This window comes from Vannielia litorea, assembly GCF_019801175.1.
GTDB lineage: Bacteria > Pseudomonadota > Alphaproteobacteria > Rhodobacterales > Rhodobacteraceae > Vannielia > Vannielia litorea_B.
In genome coordinates, this window is the sequence record NZ_JAHVJR010000001.1 from 1,231,649 (window position 1) to 1,245,936 (window position 14,288).

At 62.2% G+C, this 14,288-nt stretch carries 15 protein-coding genes; 13 read left to right on the forward strand and 2 right to left on the reverse strand.

Features of this window, described 5'->3' with window-relative positions; genetic code table 11:
• Positions 1-92 precede the first annotated feature (92 nt).
• The 5 genes from KUV38_RS06075 (at position 93) to KUV38_RS06095 (ending at position 5,247) form a co-directional block, all read left to right on the forward strand.
• A complete protein-coding gene (locus tag KUV38_RS06075; RefSeq protein WP_222469191.1) occupies positions 93-818 on the forward strand; it encodes a response regulator in 726 nt (241 codons plus the stop codon).
• Positions 819-900: 82 nt separating this feature from the next.
• Positions 901-1,986 (forward strand): FIST N-terminal domain-containing protein, encoded by a 1,086-nt coding sequence (locus KUV38_RS06080; protein WP_315898598.1) that lies wholly within the window; start codon positions 901-903, stop codon positions 1,984-1,986.
• Positions 1,986-4,253: a PAS-domain containing protein gene (locus tag KUV38_RS06085; protein WP_222469193.1), complete on the forward strand. Its 2,268-nt coding sequence runs from the start codon at positions 1,986-1,988 to the stop codon at positions 4,251-4,253. The genes KUV38_RS06080 and KUV38_RS06085 overlap by 1 nt, the downstream gene beginning before the upstream one ends.
• A 29-nt stretch (positions 4,254-4,282) precedes the next feature.
• The gene (locus tag KUV38_RS06090; protein ID WP_222469194.1) at positions 4,283-4,909 is read left to right on the forward strand and encodes a hypothetical protein; all 627 of its coding nucleotides are present in this window, start codon (positions 4,283-4,285) and stop codon (positions 4,907-4,909) included.
• 23 nt (positions 4,910-4,932) lie between these two features.
• The gene (locus tag KUV38_RS06095) at positions 4,933-5,247 is read left to right on the forward strand and encodes a hypothetical protein (protein ID WP_410001020.1); all 315 of its coding nucleotides are present in this window, start codon (positions 4,933-4,935) and stop codon (positions 5,245-5,247) included.
• Positions 5,248-5,260: 13 nt separating this feature from the next.
• On the opposite strand, the gene KUV38_RS06100 is transcribed toward KUV38_RS06095, so the two are convergent.
• Complete coding sequence (locus KUV38_RS06100) at positions 5,261-6,061, reverse strand: quinoprotein dehydrogenase-associated SoxYZ-like carrier (RefSeq protein ID WP_222469196.1); 801 nt, start codon at positions 6,059-6,061, stop codon at positions 5,261-5,263.
• 112 nt (positions 6,062-6,173) lie between these two features.
• On the opposite strand from KUV38_RS06100, the gene KUV38_RS06105 reads away from it, so the two are divergent.
• Complete coding sequence (locus KUV38_RS06105; protein ID WP_222469197.1) at positions 6,174-7,190, forward strand: quinoprotein relay system zinc metallohydrolase 2; 1,017 nt, start codon at positions 6,174-6,176, stop codon at positions 7,188-7,190.
• A gap of 12 nt (positions 7,191-7,202) precedes the next feature.
• Here KUV38_RS06105 and KUV38_RS06110 read toward each other — a convergent pair whose 3' ends face one another.
• Entirely contained in the window at positions 7,203-7,811 is a 609-nt protein-coding gene (locus KUV38_RS06110) for a hypothetical protein (RefSeq protein WP_222469198.1), read from the reverse strand.
• Between the two features lie 146 nt (positions 7,812-7,957).
• On the opposite strand from KUV38_RS06110, the gene KUV38_RS06115 reads away from it, so the two are divergent.
• The 7 genes from KUV38_RS06115 (at position 7,958) to KUV38_RS06145 (ending at position 14,272) form a co-directional block, all read left to right on the forward strand.
• Positions 7,958-9,085, forward strand: a complete 1,128-nt coding sequence (locus tag KUV38_RS06115) for an S-(hydroxymethyl)glutathione dehydrogenase/class III alcohol dehydrogenase (protein ID WP_222469199.1) — start codon at positions 7,958-7,960, stop codon at positions 9,083-9,085.
• Positions 9,085-9,918, forward strand: coding sequence for an S-formylglutathione hydrolase (gene fghA / locus KUV38_RS06120; RefSeq protein ID WP_222469200.1), 834 nt, complete (start codon positions 9,085-9,087; stop codon positions 9,916-9,918). Before KUV38_RS06115 ends, fghA begins: the two co-directional genes overlap by 1 nt.
• Positions 9,919-9,949: 31 nt before the next feature.
• Positions 9,950-10,369, forward strand: coding sequence for a c-type cytochrome (locus KUV38_RS06125; protein WP_222469201.1), 420 nt, complete (start codon positions 9,950-9,952; stop codon positions 10,367-10,369).
• A 105-nt stretch (positions 10,370-10,474) separates the two neighbouring features.
• Positions 10,475-12,274 (forward strand): lanthanide-dependent methanol dehydrogenase XoxF5, encoded by a 1,800-nt coding sequence (xoxF5, locus tag KUV38_RS06130; protein ID WP_222469202.1) that lies wholly within the window; start codon positions 10,475-10,477, stop codon positions 12,272-12,274.
• A gap of 174 nt (positions 12,275-12,448) precedes the next feature.
• A complete protein-coding gene (locus tag KUV38_RS06135) occupies positions 12,449-12,916 on the forward strand; it encodes a c-type cytochrome, methanol metabolism-related (protein ID WP_315898638.1) in 468 nt (155 codons plus the stop codon).
• Positions 12,897-13,736 (forward strand): substrate-binding domain-containing protein, encoded by an 840-nt coding sequence (locus KUV38_RS06140; protein ID WP_222469203.1) that lies wholly within the window; start codon positions 12,897-12,899, stop codon positions 13,734-13,736. Before KUV38_RS06135 ends, KUV38_RS06140 begins: the two co-directional genes overlap by 20 nt.
• A gap of 2 nt (positions 13,737-13,738) precedes the next feature.
• Positions 13,739-14,272, forward strand: a complete 534-nt coding sequence (locus tag KUV38_RS06145) for a PQQ-dependent catabolism-associated CXXCW motif protein (protein WP_222469204.1) — start codon at positions 13,739-13,741, stop codon at positions 14,270-14,272.
• The last annotated feature ends 16 nt before the right edge of the window (positions 14,273-14,288 follow it).

Genomic DNA, 14,288 nt, shown 5'->3' on the forward strand with positions numbered 1-14,288 from the left:
GCGGCGGAATCTCGCCTAGGGTTTCAACTGCTGCGACAGAGTTGCACAGGTGAAATCTTTCCTGCTAGCCTCCCGTGAGGGAGGACGAAATCATGAAACATGAGGCGCTTGAGCGACGACCATGCGAGGTCGGCTCGGTGTTGGTGGTCGACGACCACCCGCTTTATGGCGCGGCGTTGGAGCAAGCGTTGCGCCATGTGTTCGACGGCTGTGAGATCGTGACGGCCACCACGCTGCATGACGGGCTTCAGGCCCTTTGCAAAGGCTTTCGGCCTGACATGGTGCTGCTTGATCTCAAGCTGCCGGATGTGACCGGCATCAGCGGTTGCCTACGGCTGAGAGAGGAACTGCCGGATGTGCCGGTTGTGGTGATCTCATCGCTCACGAGCGACGAGGTGATCGAAGCGGTGATGGATGCCGGTGCGGCGGGCTTCGTGCCCAAAGATGCCCCCATGGCAGACCTTCGCGCCGCCCTTTGCGAGGTGCGCAGCGGGCTGACCTATCTGCCGAAGGGTTTCAGCCGGGTACGGCACGCGCCGCAAAAGCAGAAGCTGCGGGATAAGCAGGATGTGGCCCGTAAGATCGCCGAACTCACCCCACAGCAGACCCGCATCATGAAACTCATCTGCGTGGGCAAGCCCAACAAGCAAATCGCCTACGAAATGGACCTCGCGGAAGCCACGGTCAAAGCCCATATCACCGCGCTGTTGCGCCGGCTGGGCGTTCAGAACCGAACCCAGGCCGCTGTGCTCGTAGAAAGCGCGAGCCTCGATGCGGCGGCGGAGCAGAGCGACACCCAGGCTTTTCTGAGCAACTGAGGTGGTGAACGGAAATTCAGGGGGAGAGACGGAGGCACTAGTCGGTGTCGCCGTTTCCCACGCGGTGGCGGGAGACACGGCCGTGGCGGAGGTTGCCGCCGCTCTTGCTCATCAGGATGCCTGCTTCACCCTGCTCTTCGTCCCGGAGGCGCTCGACCTCGGGGAGGTGGAACAAGGTGTGGCTGCACATCTCGGCGGCTGCCTTGTTTTCGGCTGCACGACCGCCGGGCAAATCACCCCGGAGGGATACGAGAATGACGCTCTGCTGGCGCTCTCTTTCCCGCGCAGCCATTTCCGCTGCGCATCTCAACTGATCGCTCCGCTCAAGCCGCTTTCGATTCAGCGTATCACTGCAGATGCACGCGCGCTCGATGCACGTTTTCAGAAGACGGCACATTGGAACCGACTGGCGCTGACCATCAGCGACGGACTTTCCAAGCAGGAGGATATGTTGGTTGCCGCGCTGGAGGCGGGGCTGGATGACATGCCGATCTTTGGCGGTTCCGCGGCGAACGGATTGACCTTTCAACAAACCTCCGTGCTTCACGGCGGCAAGTTCCATACCAACGCCGCGCTCCTGCTGATCCTGGAGACCGATCTCGAGTTTTCGGGCATTGGCTTCGACCACTTCCTGCCGACCGGGCACCAGATGGTCGTAACCGGCGCGGAGCCGGAAGAACGGGTGGTCTATGAGATCAACGGCGCTCCGGCGGCCGATGAATATGCCCGGCTCGTTGGCGTGCCCCGCGAGCAGCTATCGCCGCAGGTCTTCGCGGAAAATCCGGTGCTGGTACGGAACTCGGCGCTCTACCACGTGCGAGCCATTCAGGAGGTTCAGGAGGGCGGTGCACTCTCGTTCCTCAGCGCCATTGACGAAGGCTTGTTGCTGACACTCGGGAAGGGTCAGGAGATTGTTCAGACCATGGCGCAGGAGCTCGATTTGCGGGACGGGCGGGGGCGCGCGCCAGAATTCATCCTCGGGTTCGACTGTGTACTTAGGCGCATTGAGATCGACCACAAGCAACTGACGTGGCAAGCGTCGGAGGTGCTGAAGGAACGCCGGGTGCTGGGCTTCAACACCTATGGCGAGCAGCACTGCGGCGTGCATGTGAACCAGACCTTCGTGGGCGTTGCCTTTTTTGAACCCAAGGAGCGCTCGTTGCACTGATGATCGATCCCGACGATCCCCTTGAGGTGCAGGTCGAGAAGCAGGCCAAGATTATTGCTGCGCTGGTGCGGCGAGCTGGGCGGCAGAACGAGGTGGGCAGCCAAGCATATTCGGCTTTTCAGTCGGCAATCGCACTGCAGGGGCAGGTCTGGGCCAAGACCCGCGACTTGGAACGCGCCTCGAGCGAGCTGAGCCAATTGCGGCATGACCGGGAGCGAAGCCAGAAGAACCTGACCGATGCCCTCTCTGTCATGGAGGGCGGATTTGCGCTCTTCGAGGAGGGGCGGCTGCGGATTTGCAACGAGCTCTTCCGCACGCTTTTGCCGGACATTTCGGGGCGGATCCTGCCCGGGCTGACGCTAGCCGACTATTTCGACGCGATGGAGCATTCGGCACATCTTGAGGCGGACGACGAGCAAGTGGCGCCGCCTCTTCGCACCCGTCGGGAGGCAGAGGCGGGCACAGCGCTTTCGTCTTTCGTGATTGCGCTGAAAGGCGACCGGTGGTTCCAGATCAGCCAGCAGGGAACGGGCGGCGAGACGGTAATCGTGCTCCAGACCGAGATCACCGACATCGTCCGCAAGAACCGCTCTGAAAAGGCGCAGCTGATTGACCTGCATGCCCACTACCTACAGGCCGCCATCGATCACATGAGCCTCGGGCTCTGCACGGTCAGCGCCGAAGGCACCGTGACACTCCACAACGACCGGTTCCGCGAGTTGCTCGGGCTACCTTACACCCTTGTGCAGCAGGGCACACTGTTTACCGAGGTGGTGGAGTTCATTCGCGCCAACTACCTGATCGACAGCGAAAATCTTGCCCTCTTCGATGGCTGGATGGAGCGGACGGGCAAAGACGGGCGGCTGCGGCAGACGTTGCGCCATGCCAGCGGCCGGGTGCTGGACATGCACACACATGCGCTGCCGGACATGGGCTTTCTGGTCGATATTAAGGATGTGACTCTGGAGTACCGCGCCACCGAACTGCTGGAAAAGCGGGTGAGCGAGCGGACAGCCGAACTCACCCACGCCAACGCCCGGTTGACCGCGCAATTCGAAGAGTTGGCGCGGGTGCAGGAGGCACTCAAGGTCGCTAAGGAAGAGGCGGAAGCGGCCAACAGCTCCAAGACCCGCTTCCTCGCAGCGGCATCCCATGACCTGCTGCAACCGATCAACGCTGCAAAACTGCTGATCTCGACGCTTTTCGACATGAGCCGCGAGACCCAGATGGCCGAGACGGTGGAGCGACTTGAAGGGGCTTTTGCATCGATGGAGCAGTTGCTGCACGCACTACTCGATATCTCGCGGCTCGAAAGTTCGACCGGGCAGCTCAACCCGACCGATGTTTCATTGGCGCAAGTTATGCAAACGGTCACGCAGGACCAGCAGGCCTTTGCGGCGCGCAAGGGGGTCCAACTCAGCGTGGTGCCAAGCGGCCTCTGGGTGCGGTCCGACCAGCGCTATCTTTTTCGCTCAATCCAGAACCTAGTGGTGAACGCGATCCAATACACTGAGAGCGGGCGTGTACTCGTGGGGTGCCGGCGAAGGCCGGGCGAGCGGGTGGAGCTTCAGGTCTGGGATACGGGCATCGGGATCAGCCGCAAGGATCAGCGACGGATCTTCGAGGAGTTCACTCGGGCGGACAATGTGCCGCCGGGTAGCGGCATGGGGCTGGGCCTCTCGATCGTAGACCGAACCTGTCGGCATCTGGGTCACCAAGTGAGCGTGCGCTCGAAGCCCGGTGTCGGGTCTGTCTTTTCGATCGAGATGGAGGCGGTCGAGGCGCAGGCCCCGGTCGGTGAGGCGGCGATGAGCCCCGGCGCAGGGGACTTTCCGGAGATGGACCTGATCGTGCTGGTGGTGGAGAACGATGCTGCTGTGCTCGATGCCACCACCCGGAAACTGGAGCGCTGGGGCGCATCTGTGTTGGGAGCGCGCAGCACGAAGGAGGCGCTCGCAATGGTGGAAGAGCTTGGCCTGCCGCCGGACATAATCCTTGCCGATTACCAGCTCGACGGGTCGGACCTTGGCACGACGGCGATCTGTGCCGTCCGTGAGGCTACTGAAACCCATGTGCCCGCGATCATGATTACCGCCAACCGCTCTCCCGAACTGGCTCTGGCCGGTGCAGAGGAGGACTTCACGGTAATGACCAAGCCAGTTGAGCTCTCCCGTCTCCGGCCGTTGATGCACTGGAAGGTTCGCGCCGGGGCAGGGGCGCGGCCTACGGCACCGACAAAAGTATCCGGTGACGCGGCGCTGCCGTAAGTTAGGCTCGGAGCCGGAAGGAGACTATGATGATCAAGGCAGTATCGGCCCTTGCAGGGCTTTACATGGCATGCGCCAGCGTGGCAACGGCGGCGGACCCGACCGATACGGCTGCCTATGATCTGCTCTTCAAACAGGGCACCCTCGACTCAATCGAAAAAGGGAGCGTGCTGAACTACAGCCGGGATGTGACGAACACGCTCGTTCCCGCAGCGGCACAGCGCGACACTGGAACGATCGAGATGACACTGGCGGGGGGCACGCCGCCCGAAGCGCGATTGCAGTTCCTGCAGGGTGAAAAGCACCGGGCTCTCGGTGCCTTTCCGGCAAGCGTGGGCAACCCTGTCATCATGTATTTCGTCGAAACCGTCGTGCGAGACATGGCTGAGAGCGCCGGTGGGAGCCCTTTCTACATTCGCAACCGCGTCAAGGAGGCATTGATTTCGCCCGCGGACATTAATGAAGCGGATGGCGATGTGACCGTTGTTATCCAGCCCTTCGAAGGTGACCCAAATGCCGCGCGGATGAACGGCTTCGGTGCATTGAAGCTGACCGTTGTCATGTCTGAAGAGGTGCCCGGCTGGTATCGGAGTCTCTCGGCCGAGGCGGGTGAGGCCTACGGGTCGATGATGGTGTTTGAAGGTGTGTCCGAATGAGGTGGATTGCCTGCGTTCTGCTCATGACCATGCCGGTGCACGCCCAGAGCGTGGCGGATCGGATGAATGATTACCCCACAGCGGCTCGGGCGGATTACGTTTTTGCCTGCATGCAGACCAATGGCCTTAGCCGCGAGACGCTGGAGCACTGCGCCTGCTCGATTGATATGATCGCGTCGATTCTGCCCTATGAAAAGTATGTCGAAGCGGAGACCGTTCTTTCGATGCGGCAAGTGGGCGGCGAGCGTATGGCAATTTTCCGGAGTGCTGCCAGCGCCGAGGCTTTCGTGGCCGAACTGCGTCGCGCGCAGGCCGAGGCGGAGATCCTCTGCTTCTGAGCGGGTTTGCCGTCTAGCTGGCCTCATCCTTCGGCAATCGCTCTTCGAACACATTGCCCTCGGTATCCGTGGCCCGCACCGTGATTTCCGGCTCACCGTTGTCAGTATAAACGAACCGGAACACAGGGTTCTCTGAAATCGAGATGCCGCCTTCCATCGTGAACAGCAATTCGTCGCCTTGGCGCACCTCGAGCGTGTCGATGAAGTGCGCCGGAACAAAGAGCTGGGTGATCTGGTCTCGCTGGAGGCCCGAGTAGTTGGGATGCCGGATCATGATCTGCGCTTCGCGGCGCGGGGTGCTCATTTGCGGCTCGGTGGCAAAGCCGCGCAGTCGCATCTGCCCCATGCCCGCAAGCGCGGCCTCCGGGTCTGATGTGGCGGGGGCGGAGCAGCCGCCGGACGCCTTGACGAAGCGTCCCTGCATGGCGAGGCCCCCACCGGTTTCGGCGATGACTCGGACGTTGGAATACTGGTTCACGCGAACCCGAATTTCGAGATCCAGCGGAGCCATCGCGTCACCAAAGGTGAAAGTGCCTGCGACAGGCGCGGGATTTTCGTCTATCACCACCACTGCATTACTGATCCGGGCGCTTTCATCGGTTTGAACGATGTGCAGCGGCACGGTGGCCGCATCGTTGGCCCGGTAAGGGGCATCGACGGTGAAGAGGTCGCTGCCGTCGGCTGGCGTTGCATCCCCCAGCACATCGTATTTCAGGGCCTCCCAGCTTTCACTCTCCGTCAGCGGATTGTCTTCCGCCGCGTAGGCAGGCAGGACGACGATGGCCGCGAACAGAGCGGTCGTGATCAGGCGCATTGGGTCTCCTCCCGTGATCGCGCTTTGCGCGAGTGTAGCACAGGCGAGGTGCTGCGGCACTTATCCGATGGTCGGCATGGCGTGAACGGAGACCAAGGGGGAGGCTGGCACCATGTTTGAAGCTCTCGTTACCCTTTGCCTGACTGGCGAGCCCGACGTGTGCCGCGATGCACTGTTGCCGGGGGTTGAGGCAAGCACGCTAGCGGGCTGCGAGGCAAAGCTGGGTGAGGTGACCGTGCCCGAGGGCGCTTGGGAGGCGGGCGCTCCATTCTGTGCTCCACGCGGTCTTGTGCTGGATTTCGAAGAGGTTGCGCCAAACCTCTGGGTGCACATGGGGGCAATCGCAGAGCCCGACCGTGAGAACCTGGGCGATGTGGCAAACATCGCCTTTGTCGTGGGGGAAGACTCCGTGGCAGTTGTCGACAGCGGATCGGCCAGATGGATCGGGGAGGCGACGTGGAGGGGCATTCGCGCTGTGACCGAATTGCCAGTGAGCCATGTGGTGCTGACCCATATGCACCCGGATCATGTGTTTGGGGCAACGGCCTTCCGTGGCGCAAAGGTGGTGGGCCATTCGGGTTTGAAACGAGCGCTTGCGGACCGGGGTGGGAACTATGTGGAGAGCCTCGAAGCCTTGATCGGTCCTGAGGCCTTCCTTGGCAGCGGGGTGCCGACGGTGACCGTCGCGGTATCCGAAGCCATCGAAATTGACCTTGGTCAGGTTCGTATTGAGCTGACCCCTTGGCCGAGAGCACATACTGGCACGGATATCACAGTCCGGGTCGGGGACGTGTTAATCGCAGGAGACGTCATTTTCGATCGCCACACGCCCGCGCTCGATGGCTCGGTGCTGGGATGGCTGGAGGCTCTCGACACGTTGGAAGGGCAGGGCGGGCAGGTCGTGCCCGGCCACGGTGGGCCTGTGATGCCTATGGCAGAGGCCCTCGGCCCGATGCGGCGTTACCTCGAGGTGCTGCGCGATGACACCCGGGCCGCGCTCGCGGCCGGCGAGCGGCTGGGCGAGGCGGTAGAACATATCGCTGAAAGCGAAGCCGGGGCTTGGGAACTCTTCGACGCTTACAACAAGCGCAACGCTACCGTGGCCTTCACGGAACTGGAATGGGAGTAAGGCTGAGGAAGCCTACTCCTTCGCGGCGTTCTGGAGCATCTGGGCGATGCCGTAGAGCCGTTTTTCAAGCAGGACGGGCGTTTCGCAAACATAGGTGAGTGATTGGCGACGGTCGGTATAGATCCGCTCGTCCCATGCGATCTGCTCCTCCAGCTCGTCCACGAGGTCGAAATCCGGGTTCTCCTTCGCCATTTCAGAATCCATTTTCAGGCGTGCGGCGTCGATCCGCTCGGAAAGGGCGATTTGGCCAAGGGAATACTCCTCGATCCCCGTTATAAGCCGGGTGCGGAGCGTGTTGAGACGCGTGAAGGACTGCTCGAAGACACGGCCGAGCAGGGCCGGGTCTGTACCGTGCGACGCGGTGAAGGCCGCAAGCTGGGGTTCAGTTTCGTCCAGTGCAAGGCGCCGGAGGGTCAGGTAGCCGACGAGATCCTCGACGGCAGCCTCAACCTCTGTAGAAAGCGCGGGTTTCTCGATCGCCGCGGGCCACATCAGACCGGGTGAAAGTTGCCCGACCTTGCGTTGGATGCAGGGCCATGTCGGGTCCGAGAAATCGGCAGCCATGGCCGGTGCGCCCGCTGCAAGCAACAGGCAGAGTGCCTTTAGAACCCTTGTTTTCATGGCTGTCCTCCCTGCGCACACTGTATCCCGCCGTGCACCTTTGTCTACCGGGGCCAATACCACCTTTGGTCTGCATTGGCAGTTTTGGGCTCTGCTCCTAGCCTCGTTGACAACAAAAACCGCCGAGACGTTCTGGGAGGAAACAGATGCGGACACGCGCCGCGGTGGCCCTTGAGGCTGGCAAACCGCTTGAGATCATGGATGTGAACCTTGAGGGCCCGAAGGCGGGCGAGGTTCTGGTGGAGATCAAGGCGACGGGGATTTGCCACACCGATGAGTTCACCCGTTCGGGCGATGACCCGGAGGGGCTGTTTCCGAGCATCCTTGGCCATGAGGGCGCGGGCGTTGTGCTGGAGGTGGGCGAGGGCGTGACCACGCTGAAGCCGGGCGACCACGTGATCCCGCTTTACACCCCGGAATGCCGCGAGTGCGCCTCTTGCCTGAGCGGCAAGACCAACCTCTGCACCGCGATCCGGAACACGCAGGGCCAGGGCCTGATGCCCGACGGCACGACCCGGTTCTCGATGCTCGATGGCACGCCGATCTATCACTACATGGGCTGTTCCACCTTTGCGAACCACACGGTGATGCCCGAGATCGCGCTGGCCAAGGTGCGCGAGGACGCGCCCTTCGACAAGATCTGCTACATCGGCTGCGGCGTGACCACCGGCATCGGCGCGGTGATTAACACGGCAGGTGTTGAGATTGGGTCAACGGCCGCCGTTTTTGGCCTCGGCGGGATCGGGCTGAACGTGATCCAGGGTCTGCGGATGGCGGGCTGCGACAAGATCATCGGGGTCGATCTGAACGACGACAAGGCGGAGATGGCGAAGAAATTCGGCATGACACACTTCGTTAACCCTTCGAAGGTAGAGAACACGGTGCAGGCCATCGTGGACCTGACCAAGACCGAGCTCGACCAGATCGGCGGCGTGGACTACTCGTTTGACGCCACCGGCAACGTGAAGGTGATGCGCGACGCGCTGGAATGCTCGCACCGCGGCTGGGGCGTGAGCGTGATCATCGGCGTGGCGCCTGCAGGGGCCGAGATCAGCACCCGCCCGTTCCAGCTGGTGACGGGCCGGGTCTGGAAGGGCACGGCCTTCGGCGGCGCAAAGGGCCGGACGGATGTGCCGAAGTTCGTGGACTGGTACATGGACGGGAAGATCGAGATCGACCCGATGATCACCCACAAACTGAAGCTCGACGACATCAACGAAGGCTTCGAGCTCATGCACGCCGGCAAGAGCATCCGCGCCGTGGTGGAGTATTGATGAGCCTTGAAGTGATCTCCGAAACGGCCTGTTTCAGCGGGCGTCAGATCGTGGCGAAGCACCCATCAAACGCCTGCGGTTGCGAGATGACCTTTGCGGTTTATCTGCCGCCACAGGCCGAACACGGGCCGGTGCCAGTGCTCTGGTATCTCAGTGGACTTACCTGCACACATGAAAACGCCATGACGAAAGGCGGTTTTCAGGAACATGCCGCCGAGCATGGGATTGCGGTGATCTTCCCTGACACCAGCCCGCGCGGCGAAGATGTGGCCGATGATGAAGCCTATGACCTCGGTCAGGGCGCGGGGTTCTATGTGAATGCCACGCGCGAGCCATGGTCGCCGCATTTCCGGATGTATGACTATATTACCGGCGAGTTGCGTGGGCTCGTGATGGAGCATTTTCCGCTGGAAGATCGGCACGGGATCACCGGCCATTCGATGGGTGGGCACGGGGCTCTGACGATTGCCATGCGCAATGCGGAGATGTTCGAGAGCCTTTCGGCCTTTGCCCCCATCGCCAACCCGACCAGTTCGGACTGGGGTCGCAAGCAACTCTCGGCCTACCTTGGCGATGATGAAAGCTCGTGGGCGGATCACGACGCCTCGATCCTTTTGGAAGAGAAGGGCTGGAAGGGTGAGATCCTCGTGGACCAAGGCGCGAGTGACCAGTTCCTTGACCTGCTCCGCCCAGAGGCGCTGGCGCAGGCCATGGTGAAACGCCGCCAGCCCGGCGCCATCCGGATGCAGCCGGGCTATGACCACTCATATTTTTTCGTAACGACCTTCGCCCGGGACCATGTTGCCTGGCATGCGGAGAGACTTTGCGGCTGAGGGCCGCGCCATTGAGGGAGAGAGACAAGACATGATCGCAAGACTGCTCGCCGCCGCCAGCTTTATCGCCAGCGCCACGGTGCTTTCGGCCGAGGACATGGCGGGCGATCCAGCCAAGGGCGAAAAGGTGTTCCGGAAATGCCAGGCCTGCCACATGGTGGGTGCGGACGCTCAAGCGAAGACCGGCCCGATCCTGAACGGCATCATCGGTCGCGCCGCAGCCAGTGTTGAGGACTTCAAATACTCTCCGGCCATGCAGGAGGCCGCTGATGGCGGGCTCGAGTGGACCGAAGAGAACCTCGCCGCCTTCCTGACCAAACCCAAGGATTTCATGAAGGGCACCAAAATGACCTTCGCCGGCCTCCGGAAGGAGGCTGATGTGGCCAATGTCATCGCCTACCTTGCCAGCTTTGGCGAGGATGGAGCGGCAGCAGAAGGGGAGGGTTCCTGACGAGATAGCGGAATACCCGGCGCGAGGAGGACACGTGAAGCCGGGCCTGGCCGCCAGCCTTGTGAGATGGGCTGCGACGGCATCAACCAAACGGGAGATTAGACCATGAGAAAGTTACTTGCTCTGACCTCCGTCGCAGCGATGTGCGCCACCGGCGCGCTGGCCAACGACGGGCTGATGGCGGATATCGACAACTCCGCGCAATGGGCGATCCAGACGGGCGACTACAAGAACCAGCGCTATTCCGAGCTGAGCCAGATCACGGCTGACAACGTTGGCACGCTTCAGGCCAATTGGACGTTCTCGACCGGCGTTCTGCGCGGCCACGAGGGCAGCCCGCTTGTGATCGGCGACGTGATGTATGTGCACACCCCCTTCCCGAACATCGTCTATGCGCTCGACCTGACGCAGGACGGCAAGATCATCTGGAAGTACGAGCCCAAGCAGGATCCGAACGTGATCCCGGTGATGTGCTGTGACACGGTCAACCGCGGCGTGGCCTATGCCAACGGCAAGATCTACCTGCACCAGGCCGACACCAAGATCGTCGCGCTCGACGCGACGACCGGCGAGGAAGTCTGGACGGCGATCAACGGCGACCCCTCGAAGGGCGAGACCAACACCGCCACCGTGCTGCCGGTGAAGGACAAGCTCATTGTCGGCATCTCCGGCGGCGAGTTCGGTGTGCAGGGCCACGTGACGGCCTATGACCTCGAGAGCGGTGAGCAGGTGTGGCGCGCCTATTCGGTGGGCCCGGATGATCAGATCCTGTTCAACCCCGAGACCACCACCCATCTCGGCAAGCCCGTCGGCGCCAACAGCTCGACCGACACCTGGGAAGGCGATCAGTGGATGATCGGTGGCGGCACCACTTGGGGCTGGTATTCGGCCGACATGGAAGAGAACCTCTTCTACTACGGCTCGGGCAACCCCTCGACCTGGAACCCGGCGCAGCGCCCCGGTGACAACCGCTGGTCGATGACCATCTTCGCCCGTGACATCGACACCGGCGAGGCCAAGTGGGTCTACCAGATGACGCCCCATGACGAGTGGGACTTCGACGGCGTTAACGAAATGATCCTGACCGAACAGGAGATCGACGGAACCGAGCGCAAACTGCTCACGCATTTCGACCGGAACGGTCTGGCCTACACCATGGATCGCGTCTCCGGCGAGCTGCTGGTGGCCGAGAAGTATGACCCGGCGGTCAACTGGACGACCGGCGTGGACATGGACCCGGAGTCGGAGACCTATGGTCGCCCGGCCGTGGTGGCCCAGTACTCCACCGAGCAGAACGGTGAGGACGTGAACTCGACCGGCATCTGCCCGGCAGCACTCGGCACCAAGGACCAGCAGCCGGCGGCCTACAGCCCGAAGACCGAGCTGATGTACGTGCCCACCAACCACGTGTGCATGGACTACGAGCCGTTCCGGGTGAGCTACACCGCAGGCCAGCCCTACGTGGGCGCGACCCTGTCGATGTACCCGGCACCTGACAGCCACGGCGGCATGGGCAACTTCATCGCCTGGGACAATGTGACCGGCGAGATCAAGTGGTCGCTGCCCGAGCAGTTCTCGGTGTGGTCTGGTGCTCTGGCCACAGCGGGTGACGTGGTGTTCTACGGCACGCTCGAGGGCTACCTGAAAGCGGTGCATGCCGAGACGGGTGAGGAACTCTACAAGTTCAAGACCCCCTCGGGCATTATCGGCAACGTGATGACTTATGAGCAGGGCGGCAAACAGTACGTCGCCGTTCTCTCGGGCATCGGTGGCTGGGCCGGGATCGGCCTTGCAGCTGGGCTCACCAACCCGAACGACGGCCTTGGTGCCGTGGGCGGCTATGCCGCGTTGAGCGACTACACTGCGCTCGGCGGGCAGCTAACCGTCTTCTCCCTGCCGGACTGATACCCCGGCCCAGGTGCTGCCTCCGCTCCCCGGAGGCGGCACCACAAGCGACAAGAGCGATCGGCACGGGGTGGGCATGATGCCCCTCCGTGCCGAACCGCCCAGACCACTCCGAGGACATACATGAAACTCTCGCGCATCCTTGCCGCCTCCCTGATCGCAGCCGCGCCCGCCATGGTCGCCGCGCAGGACGAGGTCGACAATATCGCCGTCGCCTACGAGGAAGACGGACGCTACTACACCGAGGACGACATCCCGACCTACAACATCACCGAAGACGGGGCGAAGGTGGATTGGCTGACCTACTCGGGCTTCCGCCGCTACCACTCCGAATGCCACGTGTGCCACGGGCCTGAAGGCATGGGCTCGACCTATGCGCCTGCTCTGAAAGACTCGGCGATCGACATGGATTACTACGATTTCGTCGACGTGGTGGTGAATGGGCGCCAGAAGATCAACGCCGCCGAAAACTCGGTGATGCCCGCCTTCGGCGATAACCCCAATGTCATGTGCTACCTTGATGACATCTACGTTTACCTCAAGGCACGCGGCACCGAGGCCGTACCACGCGGCCGGCCTGCTGGCCGTGAAGACAAGACAGATGCGATCCGCGAGGCGGAGAATGCCTGCCTTGGCATGTAGGACGCTCACATATGCGGCGGGTCTGGCGCTGATGCTGGCCACCGCCGCTGGCGCGCAAACATCCGACCTCGTCAGCAAAACGGCCTTCCGCGTTTGCGCAGACCCGGCCAATGCGCCGATGTCGATGGAAGACGGCTCGGGATATGAGAACAGGCTGGCTGACCTCTTCGCAGAAAAGCTGGAGTTGCCGGTCACCTACACGTGGTTCCCTATGGCGACAGGCTTCATCCGACAAACGCTTAGGGCCAACCGCTGCGACGTGGTGATGGGCTATGCCCAGGGCCATGAGCTAGTGTTGAACACCAACCACTACATGACATCGGTCTATACGCTGATCGTGCCGGACGGCGGCGATCTGGCGGGGGTAGAACGCCTTTCTGACCCGGCACTGCAAGGCAAGAGGATCGGCATTATCGCGGGTTCGCCCCCGGCTACCCACATGGCCCGCAACGGACTGATCGGCAAAGCCAAACCCTACAACCTCAACGTCGACCGGCGGGTGGAGAGCCCCACCGAGGATATGCTGAACGACCTGGAGGCTGGCGATATCGATGCGGCCATTCTCTGGGGACCGATTGGCGGGCCGCTGGTCAAGCAGGAGCAACCGGGGATGAAAGTCATCCCACTCCTGAAAGAGGAGCTGCCGCCTCGGCTGTTTTTCCGGATTACGATGGGCGTGCGTTTGGGAGACAAGGTTTGGCAACGCAAGTTGAATTCGCTCATTCGCCGCAATCAGGATGAGATCAATGCGATCCTGACAGAGGCCGGCGTTCCTCTGGTTGCGGACATGGGCGACAGGATGCTGGACGCCAAGGAATGAGCATGCGCGGGGTCGCGGCGGTCTTTATGCTGCTGGCCGCGCCTACGCTTGCCCAAGTCGCCGAACCCGATGACTACCAGATGGAGCACTATCGCTCGCCCGTTCCCGACACGCTGAAAGGCGCTACTGTCGTCGGGCCGGAAGAGGCGCATGCGCTGTGGGAAAGCGGAAACGTAGCCTTCATCGACGTTCTGCCACGCGCGCCCAAGCCGGAAGGACTGCCGGAGGGCACGATCTGGCGCGAGAAGCCACGTTACACGATCCCGGGTGCGATCTGGTTGCCGAATGTTGGCTACGGAGCGATTGCCGACCAGACGGCCGCATATTTTCGCTCAGGGCTGGAGAAGGTGACCGGGGGGGATACGGCTCACTCTGTGCTGATCTTTTGTCTGGAAGACTGCTGGATGAGCTGGAACGCAGCAAAACGGGCGTTGGAGTGGGGATACTCCGAGGTCTATTGGCTGCCAGAAGGCACGGATGGGTGGGCGTTTTTCGATTATCCAACCGAAGTGGTGGAGCCTGAGCCGGGCGGGTAGGGGGCAGCTGCCCCCA

Coding starts and splice junctions, on each gene's coding strand:
- KUV38_RS06125 (WP_222469201.1), top strand. CDS start 9,950: ATGATCGCAAGACTGCTCGCCGCCGCCAGCTTTATCGCCAGCGCCACG.
- KUV38_RS06075 (WP_222469191.1), top strand. CDS start 93: ATGAAACATGAGGCGCTTGAGCGACGACCATGCGAGGTCGGCTCGGTG.
- KUV38_RS06140 (WP_222469203.1), top strand. CDS start 12,897: ATGCCTGCCTTGGCATGTAGGACGCTCACATATGCGGCGGGTCTGGCG.
- KUV38_RS06090 (WP_222469194.1), top strand. CDS start 4,283: ATGATCAAGGCAGTATCGGCCCTTGCAGGGCTTTACATGGCATGCGCC.
- fghA (WP_222469200.1), top strand. CDS start 9,085: ATGAGCCTTGAAGTGATCTCCGAAACGGCCTGTTTCAGCGGGCGTCAG.
- KUV38_RS06105 (WP_222469197.1), top strand. CDS start 6,174: ATGTTTGAAGCTCTCGTTACCCTTTGCCTGACTGGCGAGCCCGACGTG.
- KUV38_RS06115 (WP_222469199.1), top strand. CDS start 7,958: ATGCGGACACGCGCCGCGGTGGCCCTTGAGGCTGGCAAACCGCTTGAG.
- xoxF5 (WP_222469202.1), top strand. CDS start 10,475: ATGAGAAAGTTACTTGCTCTGACCTCCGTCGCAGCGATGTGCGCCACC.
- KUV38_RS06110 (WP_222469198.1), bottom strand. CDS start 7,811: ATGAAAACAAGGGTTCTAAAGGCACTCTGCCTGTTGCTTGCAGCGGGC.
- KUV38_RS06085 (WP_222469193.1), top strand. CDS start 1,986: ATGATCGATCCCGACGATCCCCTTGAGGTGCAGGTCGAGAAGCAGGCC.
- KUV38_RS06145 (WP_222469204.1), top strand. CDS start 13,739: ATGCGCGGGGTCGCGGCGGTCTTTATGCTGCTGGCCGCGCCTACGCTT.
- KUV38_RS06135 (WP_315898638.1), top strand. CDS start 12,449: ATGGTCGCCGCGCAGGACGAGGTCGACAATATCGCCGTCGCCTACGAG.
- KUV38_RS06100 (WP_222469196.1), bottom strand. CDS start 6,061: ATGCGCCTGATCACGACCGCTCTGTTCGCGGCCATCGTCGTCCTGCCT.
- KUV38_RS06095 (WP_410001020.1), top strand. CDS start 4,933: ATGACCATGCCGGTGCACGCCCAGAGCGTGGCGGATCGGATGAATGAT.